This window comes from Lysobacter sp. 05T417, assembly GCF_056396405.1.
The window spans coordinates 399,973-415,006 of sequence record NZ_JBFTLK010000005.1; the positions used below are offsets into that span (position 1 = coordinate 399,973).

General features: G+C 67.5%; 13 protein-coding genes. 7 read left to right on the forward strand and 6 right to left on the reverse strand.

Translation table 11 applies throughout. The annotated features are described in order from the left end of the window. Window positions 1-15: 15 nt before the first annotated feature. Entirely contained in the window at window positions 16-2,502 is a 2,487-nt protein-coding gene (locus tag AC1DER_RS11420) for a winged helix-turn-helix domain-containing protein (protein WP_477243738.1), read from the reverse strand. Window positions 2,503-2,835: 333 nt separating this feature from the next. On the opposite strand from AC1DER_RS11420, the gene AC1DER_RS11425 reads away from it, so the two are divergent. The 5 genes from AC1DER_RS11425 to AC1DER_RS11445 all read left to right on the forward strand — a co-directional run bounded on the left by AC1DER_RS11425 (window position 2,836) and on the right by AC1DER_RS11445 (window position 8,377). Then, window positions 2,836-3,114 carry a DUF493 family protein gene (locus tag AC1DER_RS11425; protein ID WP_441815272.1) on the forward strand — a complete coding sequence of 93 codons (279 nt, stop codon included), beginning with the start codon at window positions 2,836-2,838 and terminating at the stop codon, window positions 3,112-3,114. A 5-nt stretch (window positions 3,115-3,119) separates the two neighbouring features. Then, a complete protein-coding gene (gene lipB, locus AC1DER_RS11430; RefSeq protein ID WP_477243769.1) occupies window positions 3,120-3,824 on the forward strand; it encodes a lipoyl(octanoyl) transferase LipB in 705 nt (234 codons plus the stop codon). Window positions 3,825-3,882: 58 nt separating this feature from the next. Further along, entirely contained in the window at window positions 3,883-4,899 is a 1,017-nt protein-coding gene (gene lipA, locus AC1DER_RS11435; RefSeq protein WP_477243736.1) for a lipoyl synthase, read from the forward strand. A 285-nt stretch (window positions 4,900-5,184) separates the two neighbouring features. Beyond that, window positions 5,185-7,434 (forward strand): carboxy terminal-processing peptidase, encoded by a 2,250-nt coding sequence (locus AC1DER_RS11440; protein ID WP_477243734.1) that lies wholly within the window; start codon window positions 5,185-5,187, stop codon window positions 7,432-7,434. Between the two features lie 112 nt (window positions 7,435-7,546). Next, entirely contained in the window at window positions 7,547-8,377 is an 831-nt protein-coding gene (locus AC1DER_RS11445; RefSeq protein ID WP_477243732.1) for a methylated-DNA--[protein]-cysteine S-methyltransferase, read from the forward strand. Between the two features lie 4 nt (window positions 8,378-8,381). Here the strand turns inward: AC1DER_RS11445 and AC1DER_RS11450 are convergent, their stop codons facing one another. Beyond that, window positions 8,382-8,876, reverse strand: coding sequence for an Lrp/AsnC family transcriptional regulator (locus tag AC1DER_RS11450; protein WP_477243730.1), 495 nt, complete (start codon window positions 8,874-8,876; stop codon window positions 8,382-8,384). A 192-nt stretch (window positions 8,877-9,068) separates the two neighbouring features. On the opposite strand from AC1DER_RS11450, the gene yedA reads away from it, so the two are divergent. Beyond that, window positions 9,069-10,022: a drug/metabolite exporter YedA gene (gene yedA / locus AC1DER_RS11455; protein ID WP_477243728.1), complete on the forward strand. Its 954-nt coding sequence runs from the start codon at window positions 9,069-9,071 to the stop codon at window positions 10,020-10,022. Next, on the forward strand, window positions 10,019-10,924 hold the full coding sequence (gene rarD, locus AC1DER_RS11460) for an EamA family transporter RarD (protein WP_477243726.1): 906 nt from the start codon (window positions 10,019-10,021) through the stop codon (window positions 10,922-10,924). Before yedA ends, rarD begins: the two co-directional genes overlap by 4 nt. Here rarD and AC1DER_RS11465 read toward each other — a convergent pair whose 3' ends face one another. The 4 genes from AC1DER_RS11465 to AC1DER_RS11480 form a co-directional block, all read right to left on the reverse strand. Then, complete coding sequence (locus AC1DER_RS11465) at window positions 10,925-11,530, reverse strand: hypothetical protein (protein WP_477243724.1); 606 nt, start codon at window positions 11,528-11,530, stop codon at window positions 10,925-10,927. Between the two features lie 193 nt (window positions 11,531-11,723). After that, complete coding sequence (locus tag AC1DER_RS11470) at window positions 11,724-13,031, reverse strand: ABC transporter permease (protein WP_477243722.1); 1,308 nt, start codon at window positions 13,029-13,031, stop codon at window positions 11,724-11,726. 15 nt (window positions 13,032-13,046) lie between these two features. Next, complete coding sequence (locus AC1DER_RS11475; RefSeq protein WP_477243720.1) at window positions 13,047-14,204, reverse strand: ABC transporter permease; 1,158 nt, start codon at window positions 14,202-14,204, stop codon at window positions 13,047-13,049. Window positions 14,205-14,327: 123 nt separating this feature from the next. After that, window positions 14,328-15,023, reverse strand: coding sequence for an ABC transporter ATP-binding protein (locus tag AC1DER_RS11480; RefSeq protein ID WP_441815261.1), 696 nt, complete (start codon window positions 15,021-15,023; stop codon window positions 14,328-14,330). Window positions 15,024-15,034: the final 11 nt, after the last annotated feature.

Genomic DNA, 15,034 nt, shown 5'->3' on the forward strand with positions numbered 1-15,034 from the left:
TATTTCCCTTTGGATTCAGTTCCTTGAAGGTGCTGTCGCGTTGGATCCTGGAGCATTGGCCAAGGTCAGCTCCGCCGGAATCGGGCGTTCGCCTGCGAGCCGCTGGGCATGCTCGAGCGCCGCCCGCCACTGCATGGGTTGACCGAGCTGGCGGTACAGCTCGACCTGCAGCAGCGCCAGCTCGAAGTCGCGATCGGCCCACGGCGTGATCCGGCCGATCAGCGCAGCCGCGTCGCCCGGTTGCCCGTCATCCATCAGCCAGCGGGCGTGGGCGACGACCGCGCTGGCGATCTCGCCAGGGATGCCGCGTTCGTCGGCGAGCGCCAGCGCCTGGCGATAACTGGATTCAGCGGCCGCATCCTCGCCGGCCCGACGCTGACGCAGCGCCTGGCCCAACCGGTCGGCAAGGGCGTCGCCGGCCAGGGCCGAATCGTGGCCGGGCGAGGGCAGGTCGGCCGCCAGTGCGGCCTCGTGCTGGCGCAGGGCCATCCATGCGCGTCGCTGCGGAACGACGCCGGCGGGCCAGCCCTGCAGCGCCGCTTTCGCCAGCAACACGGTGGAGCGCAGGTCGCCCGCCTGCCGCGCCAGGTCCATCTGCAGGTACTCGCGACGGCGGTAGTCGCCAGCGGCGAAGGTCGCGTTCTCCGTCGTCTGCAACAGTTCGCGGGCCTCGCGCAGCCGGCCCACCGCGATCAGCACCTCGGCCCGGCACAGCATCAGGTCGGCCAATTGCGAGGGATCACGCACGCGCGAGCGCATCGACCAGGCGCGGTCGTTCACCGCCAGCGCCTGTTGCGGTTGCAGCAGCTGCAGATGGGCCGTGGTCAGCATGCCGCGGATGCCGGTCAGTTCGTTCACCGCGCCCATCGATTCGAAATCGGCCGTCGCCTTCTCGTAATAGGGCACGGCCTGTGCCGGGCGTCCACGGTCCATCTCCAGGTTGCCCAGATTGGCATCGACGCGCGCGACGGAAAGCCGGTCGCCGGCGCGGACCAGCGTCACCCGCGCCTTGCCGAAATCCGACAGCGCGCCGTCGAAGTTCGCCTGCGAGGAGCGCGTGACGCCACGACCGAGCAGGGCATGCCCCAGCTCGACGGGGGAATGGGGCAGCGCCTCCAGCAGCGCGATGGAATGGTCGTAGCTGCGCTCTGCGTCGAGATATCGGTCCAGGCGGATCAGCAGTGCGCCGCGCAGGTTGAACAGGCGCGCGTGGAACACGGGATCGTGGCGAGCGGCGTCGCCCTGCAGCAGCCCGTCGATCGCCGCCACGCCCTGTTGGTAACGTCCGGCGCGGAAGTCGATCTGCGCCAGGCGATAGCGAAGCTGTGGCTGCGAACGCTGCAGTTCCGGTGCGCCGACGAGAATGCGGCGCGCGGTCTCAAGTTCGTTGGCGAGCATGGCCGACTGCGCGCGCTGCAGTCGCTCGTCCAGTCCCGGCAGTTCGCCACCGGATGCCGGCGCCACGCCACCCAGCGCCGCCAGCAGGCGATCACTGGCGACGCGCGTGGCGGTGACCAGATCCGGGTTCGATGCCTGGCCGCGCTGCACCAGCCCCGAGGAATCGGTTGCCGCGAGCAGGACGTTCCACTGCTCCCGGAGCCGATGAGCGCGCGTCTCGACAATCCAGCTCGCGCCGGCGCTTCTCCTGAGTTCCGGCGTGGCCGCGTCGCCCTGGACCCGGCGCAGGACGCTGAGCGTCGCTTCGCTGGACAGCACTGGCAGGCCGGCGCGGCGCATGCGGTCGACCACGAAGTCCATCATGCCAAGGCGCGCCCACGCAGCATCGGTCGGGCCGTTCACCTGCATCGGCATGACCAGGATGGCGCTGCCCTCTTCGACCGGCGTTTCCGAGCCGGTGTGGCCCAGGCCCGCTCCGTGCATCGGACCAAATGACATCGCAACCGCCAGCACTGCGACAGCGATGAACCCAAGGTCGGCCAGGGCGAGCCACCACGGACGCGCAGCCCGGTGCGATGGCACAGGGGGCACCTCAGCCGCCGCGCTTCCTTCGACATCGATCGCGTCATCGGTGATCGCTTCGTCGAGGATGCCTTCGTCGACGATCGCTACGGCGACGGCTGCTCCTGCGAGCCGCGCTCCGGTGAGCGCCGGCGCGTCGCGGTCGTCCGCGGCAACCTCGTGCGCGGGTGCCGGTGCGTCGGCGTACTCCACCGAAACCGGCGCGACCCAGCGGAACCCATAGCGCGGCACGGTCCGGATCGCGCGCTGTTCATGGCCGTCGTCGCCAATCGCGCGGCGGGTGCGCAGCACGATCTGCGCCAGTTGCGAGTCGGATACGTCGGCGCGGCCGAAAACCGCGCGAACCAGTTCGTCCCGGCCCACGGCGCGATCCCGGTGCGTGATCAGACAGCCCAGGCATTCGAACGCGCGTGCCGGCAGCGCGATCGCGACGCCATCGCGCTGCAACTCGCGCTTGGCCAGCTCCAGCGTCAGCCGGTCAAAGCGATAGCGGGCGACGTTCATCGCTGTCCGCGTCTGCATGGGAGAGCAACCCCGCTTTCGTCCCGAGGCCGGTCGCCGCTGCGGCGAGGCCGTTCAACTTTGGGTGACGACACTCCGGCGCACCAGCAGGCCGGAACCACGTGCAGTGGGTCGCACCATCGAAGCATTGCGTGGCCCGATCATAGCCGCACGACACCTTAACGGTTGCGTGATGGGCAGGTGCAACACTGTGTTTGCCGTATCGGGCGAACGGCTCGGACCGTCGGTCGCGGCGGCCCGTGCAGAGACCGCAGCTGGTGGCATCCATCGCCGATTCAGGCGCATCCTTGGCCGGCTTGGGTTCCCTCCCCTCCGCACCCATAATCGGTACCCATGGAGATCAAATCCGAAAACCCCGACCACGGCTTCCAGTTCCCCGGCACGTTCGAGCTCAGCGCCATGGGCGCGGCCGAGAAGGACCTGGAGACGGTGCTGCCGACGTTGCTGCTCGACGCCGGCATCGAAGTGGTCAGTGAATCGGTCAGCTGGAAGCATTCCAGCAATGGTCGCTACGTGTCGGTGCGCATCAGCTTTCGCGCCGTGAACCGCGAGCAGTACGACCTGGCGCATGCGGTGCTGCGGGAACATCCGGAAGTGAAGTGGACGCTCTGAGCAACATGGACGTTCCGGCGGCTGAGACCCATCCCCTCCCCGGCCCTCCCCTTGAAGGGGAGGGGGCCATGTTTCCGACTCGCGTGAGGGATCTGGGGCGGCGCGCCTACGAGCCGGTCTGGCGGGCCATGCAGGCCTTCACCGATGAACGCACCGCCGACAGCCCCGACGAGCTGTGGCTGGTCGAACACGATCCGGTGTTCACCCTCGGACAGGCCGGCAAGGAAGAGCACGTGCTGTTCGCCGGCGACATCCCGGTGCTGCATGTCGACCGTGGCGGCCAGGTGACCTACCACGGTCCCGGCCAGATCGTCCTGTACCCGCTGCTGGACCTGAAACGGCTCAAGGTCGGGGTCAAGGAATACGTCCACCGGATCGAGCAGGCCATGATCGACACCCTGGCCGACTGGAACATCCACGCCGAACGCCGCGAAGGCGCGCCGGGGGTGTACGTCAACGGCGCCAAGATCGGCGCGCTCGGCATCCGCGTCCGTCGCGGCTGCACCTTCCACGGCCTGGCCTTCAACATCGCGATGGACCTGGAGCCGTTCGTGCGCATCAATCCGTGTGGCTACCAGGGGCTGAAAGTGACCTCGATGCTAGACTTGGGCGGCCCTTCGGGGCTGGACGCGGTCAAGCCGGTACTGATCGGCCACGTCGCCCGCCAGTTCGGCCTGCAGGTCGAACAGGCGCCGCCGCCGCGACTTTGAAAATGTCCCTTCTCCCGCTCGCGGGAGAGGGGGCAAACACCGCAGAGAACGCTTCGCCATGACCGATTCCACCGCCAAGTCCATCCCGCTCGCCATGGTCAGCGGCAACGCCGCGCCGGAAGCCTTGCAGCCTGGCGTGAAGCAGCTGGCAGGCGACAAGATCGCGCGCTCGCCGGTGCAGTTCGCCGATGCGCCGGTGCTGCGCAAGCCGTCGTGGATCCGCGTGCGCATTCCGTCTGGCAACTCGGTGCAGCAGCTCAAGGCCAAGCTGCGCGAGAACCGCCTGGTCACGGTCTGCGAAGAGGCCAGCTGCCCCAACATCCACGAGTGCTTCAGCCACGGCACCGCGACTTTCATGATCCTCGGCGAGGTCTGCACCCGCCGCTGCAGCTTCTGCGACGTCGCCCACGGCCGGCCGAAGCCGCCGGACGCCGGCGAGCCGCTGAGCCTGGCCACCACCGTCGCCGACATGGGCCTGAAGTACGTGGTGGTCACCAGCGTCGACCGCGACGACCTGCGCGACGGCGGTGCCCAGCACTTCGTCGACTGCATTGCCGCCATCCGCGAGCACAGCCCCAGGACCCGCATCGAGGTGCTCACGCCCGACTTCCGCGGCAAGGGCCGCATGGAGCGCGCGCTGGAGATCCTCGCCACGAACCCGCCGGACGTGTTCAACCACAACGTCGAGACCGTGCCGGACCTGTACCGCAACGTCCGCCCGGGCGCCGACTACCAGTGGTCGCTGACCCTGCTGCAGAAGTTCAAGGCGCAGCATCCGGACGTGGCCACCAAGAGCGGCATCATGCTCGGCCTGGGCGAGACCATGGAGCAGGTGCAGGCGACCCTGCGCGACCTGCGCGCCCACGACGTCGACATGATCACCATCGGCCAATACCTGCAGCCCAGCCCCCACCACCATCCGGTGCTGCGTTACTGGACCCCGGAAGAGTTCAAGGAACTGGAGGTCTACGGCATGGCCCTGGGCTTCACCCACGTTGCCTCCGGCCCGCTGGTGCGCTCGTCCTATCACGCCGACCGCTCGGCGATCGAAGCCGGCTTCGTCGCCGCCAACTGACTGCCCGCAGCCTCACGCCTCGTTGACCGGCCAGGCCGCAACTTGGCGGCGACGCGGGCCATCTAACGCTTGCGTAACGCCTGCCTGAACGCTTCCTCATGAACGGGCGTTTGTGCGGGCGATGGCACGCTTATTCCCACCCGTGGTGGGGTGACAGCCGCCGCAACTTTCGGCACTGTGGGGTTGTCGAACACCGGTCCATGCTGTCGGTTCATGCCGTTCCTTGTCCGTGTCCTGACGCCCCCCGCACCAAAGATCAGGCCGGCAACGGCCGCGAGCCCCGCGATGAATGCCAAGACCACGTTATTCGCTTTCCTGCTGACCACACCGCTGGCATTGCTCGCGCAGTCCTCCGATAGCGTCGACAAGAAGACCACCCAGGTCGAATTGCCGCAGCACGAGAAGCCGAGCCTGATCAAGTCGATGGAACCGTCGCCGCTGCCGCGTGCGCCGACCGCCGACCAGACCACCGCCGCCAAGCTCGTCTACGGGCTGCTCTCCGACAGCCGCTACGCCTACCGCCCGGTGGCGCTCGACGACACCTTGTCGGCTGACATCTACAAGCGCTACCTGGAGTCGCTCGACGGCGGCAAGCAGTTCCTGACCGCGCAGGACGTCGCCAAGTTCGACGTCTTCAAGCTCAAGTTCGACGACGCCATCAAGAGCGGCGACCTCGATCCGGCATACGCGATCTTCGCCACCTACAAGCAGCGCGTCGACCAGCGCGTGACCTTCGCGCGCAACCTGCTCAAGCAGGACATCTTCGATTTCACCGGCAGCGACCGCTACGAGTACGACCGCGAGGACGCGCCCTGGGCCACCGACGACGCCGCGCTCGACACGCTGTGGAAGCAGTCGGTGCGCAACGACTGGCTGCGCCTGAAGCTGGCCGGCAAGAAGCCCGAGGACATCCGCAAGACGCTCGACAAGCGCTACGCCAACATGGGCAAGTCGATCGCCGAGCTCAAGGGCGAGGACGTCTTCCAGACCTTCCTCAACAGCTACGCCAACTCGGTCGATCCGCACACCGATTACTTCACCCCGAAGACCGCCGACAACTTCAACGTGTCGATGTCGCTCTCGCTCGAAGGCATCGGCGCGGTGCTGCAGAAGCAGGACGACGTGGTCGCGATCCGCGAGATCGTGCCCGGCGGTCCGGCCGGCAAGTCCAACAAGCTCAAGCCCGGTGACCGCGTCGTCGGCGTCGGCCAGGGCGAAAGCGGCGCGATGGAAGACGTGATCGGCTGGCGCATCGACGATGTCGTCGCCAAGATCCGCGGTGCCAAGGGCACCAAGGTGCGCCTGGACGTGATCCCGGCCGAATCGGGCCTCGACAGTCAGCCGCAGCGCATCGTGCTGGTGCGCGACAAGGTGCGCCTGGAAGACCAGGCCGCCAAGTCGAAGGTCATCACCATTCCCGCCGTCAACGGCGCGCCGCAGCAACGCATCGGCGTTATCGAACTGCCGGGCTTCTACCAGGACTTCGAAGGCCGCCGCAAGAACAGCGCCGACTACGCCTCGGCCACGCGTGACGTTGCCAAGCTGCTGACCAAGCTGCGCGAGGAAAAGGTCGAAGGCGTCGTGCTCGACCTGCGCAACAACGGCGGTGGTTCGCTCAATGAGGCGATCGAGCTGACCGGTCTGTTCATCGACCGCGGCCCGGTCGTGCAGGTGCGCGAGTCCGGCGGCCGCGTCAGCGTCGAAGGCGACAGCGACAGCGGCATTGCCTGGGAAGGTCCGCTCGCGGTCCTGATCAACCGCGGCTCCGCTTCGGCGTCGGAGATCTTCGCCGGCGCGATCCAGGACTACGGCCGCGGCCTGGTCATTGGCGAAACCAGCTTCGGCAAGGGCACGGTGCAGAACCTGGTCGACCTCGACCGCTGGCCGGCCAACGAGGAAGCGCGCTTCGGCCAGGTCAAGCTGACCATCGCCCAGTTCTTCCGCGTCAGTGGCGGTTCGACCCAGAACAAGGGCGTGGTGCCCGACATCGCCTATCCGGTGTCGGTCGACGCCAGCGAATACGGCGAGAGCACCTACGACAACGCCTTGCCGTGGACCCGCATCTCGGCCGTGCAGCACACCGCCTACGGCAACTTCGCACCGCTCCTGCCCAAGCTCGAGACCCTGCACACCACCCGTATCGCCAAGGACAAGGAGTTCCAGTGGTGGTCGGATGACGTCAACGAGTTCCGCGAGGAACGCGCCAAGAAGTGGGTCAGCCTCAACGAAGCCGAGCGCCGCACCGAGCGCGACCGCGACGACAACAAGCGCAAGCAGCGCCAGGCAGAGCGCAAGACCCTGGGCCTGGACTTGGACCCGCTGGCCGACGACTACAACGACGACGGCCTGGCGGCGAACGAGCGCGACATCGCCAAGGACGCCGAACGCGAGAAGCTGGCCGAGAACCGTCCGGACCCGCTGCTGCGCGAATCGGCTGCGATCCTCGCCGACGCGGTGCACCTGCTCAACAGCGACCGCCAGCTTTCGGCGCAGGTGCTGCCGACGGCGACGACGGCAGGTCACTGGGCGGACTGACATGTAGCCCTCCCCTTCAGGGAGAGGGCTGGGTGGCGATGGGTTCAACGGTCGCCACCAGCAGCAAGAAACGGATAGCGGGCGCCCCAGGGCGCCCGTTACGCTTTGGACCATGAACACCGCCCGCCAGCTCCGCGACAAGCTCGACCACGCCCGGCAACTGCTCGACGCCGGCGAGCCGACGCTGACCGACCTGGCCATCGCGGTCGGCCTGAGCGCCTCGCACCTGCAGCGGCAATTCGGCGCGCGTTTCGGCCTCAGTCCGGCCGAGTACCTCGCGCAGCGCAAGCTGGGGACGCTCAAGGTCGCGTTGCGCGAAGGCAACGATGTCAGCGCGGCGCTGTACGACGCCGGCTACGGATCGCCGTCGCGCGTGTACGAAGGCGGTGCCGCGAAGCTCGGCATGACGCCCGCGCGCTATCGCGCCGGTGGCGCCGGTGAGCAGATCCGCTGGAGCATCGCCGCCACCGCGCTCGGCCAGGCCCTGGTCGCGACCACGCAGCGCGGCGTGTGCATGATCGAACTGGGCGAGGATGCCGATGCGCTGGAAGCGCGCCTGCACGAAGAGTTTCCGCAGGCACAGCTGGAGCGCGTGGATGCCGGTCGCGACGAGTTCCTCGCGCCGCGGCTGCGCGCGGTTGCCGATGCACTGGCCGGCAAGCAGGCACAGGTGCCGGTGGACCTGATCGGCACGGCGTTCCAGAAGAAGGTCTGGGACGCATTGATGAAGATCCCCCGCGGCGAGACGCGCAGCTATGCCGAAGTCGCGCGTGCAATCGGGCAACCGCGTGCGACGCGCGCCGTGGCCAGTGCGTGCGCCGGGAACCATGTGGCCATCGTGGTGCCGTGCCATCGCGTGATCCGCGGCGATGGTTCGCTCGGCGGGTATCGCTGGGGCCTGCCGATGAAGCAGAAGGTGCTGGCGCGCGAGCGCGCGGCGTGATGCCTTACCTCCGCCGCCTCGCCGGCATCCGGGTCGGTACGTGCAACCCCGCCTTCACCACGTCGAACACCATCCGCGTCTCGTAGCGCTTGATGTTGCCTTCGTCCATGAACAAGCGGTCGGCCACTTCGCGGCAATGGGCCACGCCGGTGGTCGACAGGATCACCAGGTAGTCCCACTCGCCCGCCAGCGTGTAGCACTGCTGCACTTCCGGCGCGGCGCGCATGCGGGCGTGGAACGCCGCATGCAGCTTGGCCGCCTCACGCTCCATCGCCACCAGCACCGTGGCCAGGGTGGTGGTGCCGAGCAGGGTGGGGTCGAGCACCGCGATCTGCCGCAGCAGCCCGCTCTTGCGGTACCGCGTGAGCCGCCGCTGCACCGCGCTGGCGGATAGCCCGACGGCTTCGCCGAGCGCGGTCAGGGTTGCCGAGGCATCGCGCTGCAGCAGCTCCAGCAGGCGGTGGTCGAACTCGTCCAGCATCACGGGAGTCTTGGCCATGCAAAATTTTTGCGTTTATGCGCACGATTTATCAATCCCGTCGCGGCCACTGCCGTTACGATTCAGTCATCCGAACGATCCCTGCACCGGCGGTGCGGCGTCCCGGCCGTCGATGACGGCACCGGGTCGCCGCGCGGCGCGGTGCCGGTCGCGTCGGCCGGCAGCACCGCCAACTCCCCACCTGGACTCCGCATGAGCACCGCTGCACCTACCGCCGCCCGCGCCGCTCCCGGCGGGCTGGCCGTCGCCTTTGCCCTGGCTTCGGTCTACATCCTCTGGGGCTCGACCTACCTGGCGATCCGCTTCGCGCTGGAAAGCTATCCGCCGTTCCTGCTCGGCGCCGGGCGCATGTTCCTGGCCGGCGCGATCATGTTCGCGGTGCTGCGCTGGCGCGGCGTCCCCAAGCCGACCGGAAAGCAGTGGCGCACGCTGTGGATCCTGTCGATCTGGATGGTGCTGCTGTCCAACGGACTGGTGAACCTGGCCGAGACCGAGGTCGGCTCCGGCCTGGCCGCGATTGCCGTGGCATCGATGCCGCTGTTCGCCGGCGTGTTCGCGATGCTGCGCGGCCGCCATCCTTCGAAGATCGAATGGGTTGGCCTGATCATCGGCTTCCTCGGCGTGCTCTGGCTCAATGCCGGCGGCGAGCTGTCGTCGTCCACGCTCGGCCTGGTGTGCCTGGTGATCGCGCCGATCGCATGGGCCTGGGGCTCGATCTGGAGCCGCGACCAGGACCTGCCGCAACCGTTCATGTCGGCCGCCGGGCAGATGCTCACCGGCAGCATCTGGATGCTGATCGCCGCCGTGTTGCACGGCGAGCGCATGACCGCGATGCCGAGCGTCAGCGCGACCGCGGCGATGCTGTACCTCGTGGTCGCCGGGTCGATCTTCGGTTTCACCGCCTACATCTGGCTGCTGCACCACGTGCGTCCGGCCCTGGCGACCAGCTACGCCTACGTCAATCCGCCGATCGCGGTGGTGTTCGGCGCGCTGATCGGTGGCGAGCACTTCACCGCGCACGACCTGGGCGCGATGGCGGTGATCCTGGTCGGCGTGGTCATCATCACCCTGGCCAAGGCGCGCGCCGGCAAACCGGCGGCGGTGGCAGCGGCAGCGACAGCGGTACCCGAGGAGCCGGCGGCATGAGCGATCACGCCGCCGCGCGCAGCGGCCTGTGGGTCGCGGCTGCCTCCTTCGTGCTGTGGGGGCTGATGCCGTTGTACTGGCATCTGCTCAAGGTGGTGCCGTCGCTGCAGATCGTGATGCACCGCATCGTCTGGAGCGCGCTGCTGGTGGCGGCATGGCTGGCGTGGAAGCAGGGCCGTGGCTGGCTGCGCGCAACGCTGGCGCGACCGCGCGCGGCCTGGATGCTGCCGCTCAGCGGCGCGCTGATCGCCTTCAATTGGGGCCTGTATATCTGGGCCGTCAACGCCGGGCACGTCGTCGAAAGCAGCCTGGGCTACTTCATCAATCCTCTGGTGAGCGTGTTGTTCGGCGTGGCCTTCCTGCATGAGCGGCTCAACCGCGTGCAGTGGCTGTCGGTGGCGCTGGCGGCGACCGGTGTTGCCTGGCTGACCTGGCAGTACGGCCAGCCGCCGTGGATCGCGATCGGGCTGGCGTTGTCGTTCGCGCTGTACGGCCTGATCCGCAAACTGGTGGCGGTCGACGCGGTCAGCGGCCTGGGTGTGGAGAGCGTGTACCTGTTCCTGCCTGCACTGGTCGTGCTGCTGTGGAGCGAGACGCACGGCAGCGGCCACTTTGCCGGCGGCTGGGGCCTGGGCGTGGATGCGCTGCTGATCTTTGGCGGCGCACTGACGGCATTGCCGCTGATCGGCTTCGCCTTCGCCGTGCGCCGCGTGCCGCTATCGGTGGTCGGATTGATGCAGTACATCGCCCCGACCATCCAGTTCCTGCTTGGCGTGCTGTTCTTCGGCGAAGCCTTCAACCGCGACCGCGCCACCGGCTTCATCTTCATCTGGGTGGCGCTGGCGGTGTTCGCGATCGATGGTCTGATGCGCGCGCGGCGCAGTGCCGCGCTGGCAAGCTGACTAGACGGCAGCCAGCGGCAGCGCCCGCACGCCGAGGACGGAGAGGATCACCGCCTCGTACTTCGCCAGCGCGGTCCTGACGATGGTGGTATGGACCGCACCCTGTGACGTCAGGTCGACGTTGCAGGCGTCGTTGACCTGGCCGCCCCAGAACGGATTGCTGCCCAGTGCGTAAGGCGAGCACTGGAGGAAGTTCAGGGTTTCCCAGCTGTCGCTGGCCAGCGTGTAGCGCCTCTGCATCGGCAACGGATTGAGCGGGCTGTGCGGATCGAACGCGACCAGGCCCTTCACCTCCACCGAACAGGCCGCCAGGTTGTTGGCCAGCCGCAGCACCTGGTCGCCGCCGACGCTGTAACCGAACAGGTAAACCGGACTGCCGGGCGAGACCGCCAGCCGGTCCAGGATCGAACGCTCGACGGTGGCCAGCGGCGCGCCGAAGATCGCACGCCCGTCGTACATGCTCGCGCCAATGGCGGCGCCGAATTCGTTGATGGCAATGTTGTCGAGCAGGTCTGCGGAACCTGCGCCGTCGATTCCGATCCGGATGCTGTTGTCCGTGCTTGAGACCGTGCTTGAGACCGTGCTTGAGACCGTGCTTGAGTCCATGTCCGAGTCCATGTACTGCGCGGGGAGCGGGGCGTCCCCTTCTGCATGGATCATCGCAACGCGCAGGCACGCGCCGCCTTCCACGGCGCGCACAGTTGCTTGCCAGGCGGCGCCCTACGCGCACACATCGCGCGAACCCCAGACGCGGACAAGGGCGCCGGAGCGCCCTTGTCTGCATGCATCCGCGCGTCGATCAGGCGGCGCGCAACGCCTCGGTCACCGGCAGTCGCGCCGCACGCAGCGCCGGGAACAGGCCACCGACCAGGCCGATGCCGAGCGCCCACTTCAGGCCGTTCCACAGCAATTCCGGTGAGACCTTGAACTGGAACACGACCTGGCTGAAGTTGTTGCCCAGCGTGGACACGCTGTAGCCGTTGAACACCAACCACGCCAGTCCGGCGCCGATCAGCCCGCCCAGCAGCGCCAGCAGCATTGTCTCCAGCATCACCGCCACCACCACCGGCACGCCGCGGAAACCAATCGCGCGCATCGTGGCGATCTCGCGAGCGCGGCCGGCGACGGCGGCGAACATGGTGTTGAGCGCGCCGAAGACCGCGCCGATCGCCATGATCGTGCCGATGACCTTGCCGAGGATGTTGATCAGCTTGGTCAGGCCTTCGGACTGCTTGGCGTAGTAGTTGTGCGTCGTCTCCACGTCCAGCTTCAGGCGCGGATCGCCGGCGAGGGCGGCCTTGAGGCGGTTGAACCCGTCCTTGCCGTCCAGCTTCGCCGTCACCGACTGGAACGCCTGGCGCTGGTAGGCCGGCCCGAGCACGTCGACGTCGGCCCACAGTTCCGAATCGTGCGAGTCGCCGGACGAGAACGCACCGACCACCGTCCACATCTGGTTGGCGAGCTTGAGCTGCTTGCCGACTTCCAGGCCGACGAACTGCTTCTGCGCACCCCGACCCACCACCAGTTCACGCATGCCGGGGTTGAACTTGCGACCTTCGACGATCTTCAGTTTCGGCCGCAGCGTCCACGCCATCGGGCCGACACCGCGGAACTGCACGTTGGAGTCGGTGCCGTCCGCCTTGCTGGGCAGGTTCACCACCTGCGACAACTCCGGCGAGATCACCGGTCGGCCGTCGGCGCCGCGCGAGATGCCGGCCAGCGACGAGATCAGCGGGACCTGGTCGCGGGTGATGACCGAGTTGGTCTCGGCCTGCGAACCGGCACGCAGGATGATCGCGGACGAGTCGCTGCCGGTCTGGTTGAGCGTGGCCTTGAAGCCTTCGCCCATCGCCAGCATCGCCACCAGCACGCCGACCACGCCGGCAATGCCGACCACGATCACCGACGAGGCACCCCAGCGCTGCGGCAGGCTGGCCAGGCCGATCTTGGCCGCCTCCCAGGCAAGTCGCCCGGAACGTGTGAGCAGCAGCCACAGCACGAACAGCACCACCACGGCCAGCACCAGGTACCAGGGCAGCACCGCCCAGGCGACCAGACCGATGACGAGCAGCAAGGCGATGCCGAGATTGATCATGAACTTCTTCATCTGGATCTCCTTGGCTCAGCGGCCGGCGAGGGCATCGACGATGTTCAGGCGCATGCCACGCAACGCCGGCAGCAGTCCCACGATCACGCCGATGGCGAGCATCAGCACCAGGCCCACCACCCAGGTCTGTCCCAGCACCGTCGGCAACTGGATCATGCCGCCGCTGGCCTTGCTCACGCCCGGCATCAGCAGCGAGGCGATACCCATGCCGATCACGCCGCCCAGCACCACCAGCAGGATCGACTCGGCCAGCACCAGCCACAGCACGCTGCGGTTGGAGAATCCGATCGTCTTGAGCACCGCCAGCTCCGGGATGCGCTCGCGCACCGCTTGCGCCATCGTGTTGCCGGTCAGCAGCAGCAGGGTGAAGAACACCGCGCCCATGATGCCGGTGACGATCAGGCCGATGTCGGCGAACTGCTTGGCGAAGGCCTGGTTGAACGCCGCTTCGGTCTGCGCCTTGGTCTCGTGGTCGGAGTTGGCCGAGAGCGAATCAATGGCCTTGGCCACGCCATCGGAACCGGCGCCGTCGGCGACCTTGACGATGTACCAGCCAACGCGACCCTTGACGTAGTCGTTGGCCTCGTCGAAGTACTTCCAGTGGAAGAACAGCACGTTCTCCTGCGCCTTCATCTTCTCGTCGTCGATGCGGAAGATGCCATCGAGCTTGAACGACCAGTTGTTGCTGCCCTGGGTCGGGAAGATGGTGGCCTGCAGCGGGATGGTGTCGCCGATCTTCCAGCCGTGGCGCTTGGCCAGCGCCTCGCCGACGATGGCGCCGGTGCGGTTGTTCTCCCACGCCTTGCGCTGCTCGGCCGGGAGCTTGAACTCCGGATACAGGTCGAGGTAGCCCGGCCCGACCGAGAAGTTGGCGAAGAAGTTCTTCGGATCCTGGTAGATGCCGCCGAACCAGGCCGCATAGGCCGACTTCTGCACGCCCGGGATCGCCTTGATCTGCGTGTCCAGGCTATAGGGGAGCATTTGCGTGATCGACAGGCGCGAAGCGACGACCAGGCGGTTGGCGCCGGTGACGCTGCCGCCGGAATTGAATGCCACGCGCACCGAGTCGAGCATGCCGAACAGCAGGAACGCGGTTACCACCGACAGCAACGTCAAGAACGTGCGGGTCTTGCTGCGGAACAGCGCGGCCCAGATCAGGTGCAGGTATTTCATCTCTGCTTCCTCAACATGTGTCTCCCTTCTCCCCTTGTGGGAGAAGGTGGCCCGAAGGGCCGGAAGAGGGGGCGGAGCGCCGAATGCGTGGCTGGCCCCTTGCCCTCAGCTCCTTGAGAAACGTCAGTGCTCCACTGCTAGCTCACGCTCGACCAGGGTGCCCTTGTCGAGATGGATCGTGCGCTGGGCGTGATCGGCGGCCTTGGGATCGTGGGTGACCATGATGATGGTCTTGCCGTGCTCGCGATTGAGCGACTGCAGCAGCGCCAGGATCTCTTCCGCCGACTGGCGGTCGAGGTCGCCGGTGGGTTCGTCGCAGATCAGCAGGGTCGGGTCGGAGACGATCGCGCGGGCGATCGCGACGCGCTGCTGCTGGCCGCCGGACAATTCGTTCGGGCGATGCTTGCCGCGTTCGGCCAGGCCGACCAGCTGCAGCGCGATCTCGGCATTGCGCTTGCGCTGTGCCGACGACAGCTTGGTCAGCAGCAGCGGCAGCTCGACGTTCTTCTGCGCGTTGAGCGTCGGCATCAGGTTGTAGAACTGGAACACGAAGCCGACGTTGTGGCTGCGCCACTGCGACAGCTGGCCGGCGCTGAGCGTGTCGATGCGCTGGCCGTCGACCTGGATCTCGCCACCGGTGGGGGAGTCGAGGCCGCCGATGAGGTTGAGCAGCGTGGTCTTGCCAGAGCCCGACGGACCCATCAGCGCGACGAAGTCGCCCTTGGGGATGTCCAGGTCGATGCTGTGCAGCACCTCCACCTTTTCCGGACCGCGTTGATAGGTCTTCCTGAGATTGCGGATCGAAACCAGCGTAGACATTGCGACGTCCT

Excerpts from the sequence above, each read along its gene's own strand:
- yedA (WP_477243728.1), top strand. The coding sequence starts at position 9,069 with ATGAGCACCGCTGCACCTACCGCCGCCCGCGCCGCTCCCGGCGGGCTG.
- AC1DER_RS11450 (WP_477243730.1), bottom strand. The coding sequence starts at position 8,876 with ATGGCCAAGACTCCCGTGATGCTGGACGAGTTCGACCACCGCCTGCTG.
- lipA (WP_477243736.1), top strand. The coding sequence starts at position 3,883 with ATGACCGATTCCACCGCCAAGTCCATCCCGCTCGCCATGGTCAGCGGC.
- AC1DER_RS11445 (WP_477243732.1), top strand. The coding sequence starts at position 7,547 with ATGAACACCGCCCGCCAGCTCCGCGACAAGCTCGACCACGCCCGGCAA.
- AC1DER_RS11465 (WP_477243724.1), bottom strand. The coding sequence starts at position 11,530 with ATGGACTCAAGCACGGTCTCAAGCACGGTCTCAAGCACGGTCTCAAGC.
- AC1DER_RS11470 (WP_477243722.1), bottom strand. The coding sequence starts at position 13,031 with ATGAAGAAGTTCATGATCAATCTCGGCATCGCCTTGCTGCTCGTCATC.
- AC1DER_RS11475 (WP_477243720.1), bottom strand. The coding sequence starts at position 14,204 with ATGAAATACCTGCACCTGATCTGGGCCGCGCTGTTCCGCAGCAAGACC.
- rarD (WP_477243726.1), top strand. The coding sequence starts at position 10,019 with ATGAGCGATCACGCCGCCGCGCGCAGCGGCCTGTGGGTCGCGGCTGCC.
- AC1DER_RS11425 (WP_441815272.1), top strand. The coding sequence starts at position 2,836 with ATGGAGATCAAATCCGAAAACCCCGACCACGGCTTCCAGTTCCCCGGC.
- AC1DER_RS11440 (WP_477243734.1), top strand. The coding sequence starts at position 5,185 with ATGAATGCCAAGACCACGTTATTCGCTTTCCTGCTGACCACACCGCTG.
- lipB (WP_477243769.1), top strand. The coding sequence starts at position 3,120 with ATGGACGTTCCGGCGGCTGAGACCCATCCCCTCCCCGGCCCTCCCCTT.
- AC1DER_RS11480 (WP_441815261.1), bottom strand. The coding sequence starts at position 15,023 with ATGTCTACGCTGGTTTCGATCCGCAATCTCAGGAAGACCTATCAACGC.
- AC1DER_RS11420 (WP_477243738.1), bottom strand. The coding sequence starts at position 2,502 with ATGCAGACGCGGACAGCGATGAACGTCGCCCGCTATCGCTTTGACCGG.